Below are 2,585 nucleotides of genomic sequence, written 5' to 3'. Positions count from 1 at the left end.
CACAGCTTGTTCAGCAGTCTCCTAGGCGTCCGGGGCGGGCCGGTCCCCGCCCTGACGAGGGATCTTCGACAGTCCGCCCCAGCACAGGGTGACGGTCGTGGAGACGGCGTCGGCGCGGGAGATCGGTCGGCCCGCGTCGAGCCAGTGGCCGGCGCTGACCCGGCTCGCACCCACGAGGCCCACCGCGAGCAGACGCGACCGGTGCGCGTCGAGCCCGGAATCGCCCCTGACCAGGTCGTGTACGGCGTCGATGCAGCCGTCGGTGGCGCGGTCGAGCTCGCGCCGGACCTCCTCGTCGCCGGACTCGGAGGTGAACACCAGCCGGAAGCCGCGGGTGTCGGAATCGGCGTACGCGAAGAACGTGTCGACCGCCGCCTCGACGCGACGCCGGTTGTCCGAGGTCGAGTCCAGCGCCGCCCGGATGCGGCCGAGGAGCTCGTCCACGTGATGCCGCAGCACCTCGATGTACAGGTCGCGCTTGGAATCGAAGTGCTGGTACAGCACCGGTTTGGAGACCCCGGCCAGGACGGCGATGTCGTCCATCCCGGAGGCGTGGAAACCCTGGTCCACGAACACGGTCCCCGCCGCGTCGAGGAGCTGGCGTCGTCGGGCTCCTCGGGGCAGCCGGGTCGCCCTGGCGCGCCCCGGAGCCGTCGGGGACGGTCCGCCCGGGCTTGTCATCGTCTGGCTCCTGTCCTCCCGGGCGTCGGGTCGACGGTCGACCGGGCCAGACGGACAATACCCGTACGGGCGGAGTGCCGGAGAAGGCGACCACCTCGGGATGTGGGATCGTGGAGACCTTGACTCGAGCCTGACCGGAGCGGACGTGGAGGTGTGCGGATGAGCGACGGCCGTCGCCGGACGTCGGACGGTGTCGACGCCGGGTCCACCTCGCGGGCTGACGCTCCGGCACACCGCGGGGACCGCTCTCCGTACTACCCTCCCCGCGGTGAGCCGCTGCGGGCCCCGTGGGACCCGGCGGAGGAGACGACCCCCGGTCGTCGTCGCTCGGTCCCCGGCGCCAGGGACCACCTGCGCAAGCAGAGCCCCGTCGGTCGGTTCTTCACCACGTGGGGCTGGCGGGCGTACGCGATCCCGGTGCTGGTCGTCCTGACGGCACTCGTGATAGCCGACTCCGTGACGGGTACCGGGGCGGGCGACGGCGCGGCCGTCGGCGAGGCGGAGGAGACGCCGGCGCTCATGGGGGAGCCACCCCGGGGTGAGGTGCCCCCGAGCGGGGAGCTGCCGGACGGTGGACCGTTCGCCGAGGCCGGCGAGGGTCGGTTCCGGATCGTGCCCGGGGGCACGGACCGTGTCGGGCGTCCCGACGCCGAGCAGTTCACCTACACCGTCGAGGTCGAGGAGGGCGTCGACACGACGGACTTCGGTGGCGACGACTCGGTGGCCCGGATGGTGGATGCGACGTTGGCCAATCCCAAGAGCTGGACGGCGGACGGGGCCGTGGCGTTCCGGCGCACGGCCCGGGACGAGCCCGCGTTCCGGGTGACACTCGCCAGTCCCCTCACGGTCCGCGAGAACTGCGGATACGAGATCGAGCTCGAGACCAGCTGCTACAACCCGTCCACCGAGAGGGTCTACCTCAACCTGGCCCGGTGGATCCGGGGTGCGCGGTCCTTCCAGGGGGACATCGGGTCCTACCGCCAGTACCTCGTCAACCACGAGGTCGGCCACGCGATCGGCTACCCGGATCACGAGCCGTGCCCCGCGGACGGAGCGCTCGCGCCGATCATGATGCAACAGACCCTCGGGGTCGCCAACAACGAGATCTTCCTGCTCGACAACGAGGGTGTGGTCCCGGACAACGACGACACCTGCCTGTACAACGCATGGCCGTTCCCCGACGGCCCGCCGGTGGCCCGGTGAACCCCGTGACCGGCGGGGTGTCCGGGGCGCTCCCACCGCTCGTGGATCCGGTGCCGCAGCTCTCGGCGGAGGAGCGCGCGCGCTACTCCCGGCATCTCCTTCTCGGGGCCATCGGTGACGAGGGGCAGCGTCGCCTGCGCGCCGCGTCGGTGTTCGTGGTGGGCGCGGGGGGACTGGGCGCGCCGGTCCTGATGTACCTCGCCGCGGCGGGTGTCGGGCGGATCACCGTGATCGACGACGACGAGGTGGACCTCGGCAACCTGCAACGGCAGGTGATCCACTCCGTACCGGCCATCGGCCGCCCGAAGGTCGAGTCGGCCCGGGATCGACTGGCCGAGTTGGCACCCGGGGTCAGGGTCGAGGCGGTCCACGCCCGTCTCGACGCGGTGAACATCGACGCCCTCCTCGAGGGTCACGACCTGGTGATGGACGGAAGCGACAACTTCGCCACCCGGTACCTCGTCTCCGACGCCTGCGAGATCGCCGGGATCCCGGTCGTCTGGGGGACCATCGACCGCTTCCGGGCCCAGCTCGCCGTCTTCTGGTCGCGCCCGCCCGCGCCCGTCGACCCCGTCACCCTCCGCGACCTCTACCCGGGCCCGCCGCCGCCCGGTTCCGTTCCGAGCTGCGCCGAGGCCGGCGTCGTGGGCGCACTGTGCGGAACGGTCGGGTCGATGATGGTGATGGAGGCGGTCAAGCTG

At 72.0% G+C, this 2,585-nt stretch carries 3 protein-coding genes; 2 read left to right on the top strand and 1 reads right to left on the bottom strand.

Going from position 1 to position 2,585, the window contains the following annotated elements; all coding sequences use genetic code 11:
* Positions 1 to 21 precede the first annotated feature (21 nt).
* A complete protein-coding gene (locus G6018_RS03245) occupies positions 22 to 681 on the bottom strand; it encodes a TetR/AcrR family transcriptional regulator (RefSeq protein ID WP_179524796.1) in 660 nt (219 codons plus the stop codon).
* 159 nt (positions 682 to 840) lie between these two features.
* Here G6018_RS03245 and G6018_RS03240 point away from each other — a divergent pair, with 159 nt between their 5' ends.
* Together G6018_RS03240 and G6018_RS03235 are read left to right on the top strand one after the other, a co-directional pair.
* Positions 841 to 1,884: a DUF3152 domain-containing protein gene (locus G6018_RS03240; RefSeq protein ID WP_182638700.1), complete on the top strand. Its 1,044-nt coding sequence runs from the start codon at positions 841 to 843 to the stop codon at positions 1,882 to 1,884.
* Positions 1,881 to 2,585: ThiF family adenylyltransferase (locus tag G6018_RS03235; protein ID WP_347237780.1), on the top strand; the 705-nt coding region annotated here is incomplete at its 3' end. The genes G6018_RS03240 and G6018_RS03235, both read left to right, overlap by 4 nt.

The organism is Dietzia sp. DQ11-44 (genome assembly GCF_014145205.1).
GTDB lineage: Bacteria > Actinomycetota > Actinomycetes > Mycobacteriales > Mycobacteriaceae > Dietzia > Dietzia natronolimnaea.
Note: the sequence above shows the minus strand (reverse complement) of the source record. Positions and strands in the feature narration are given on the sequence as shown.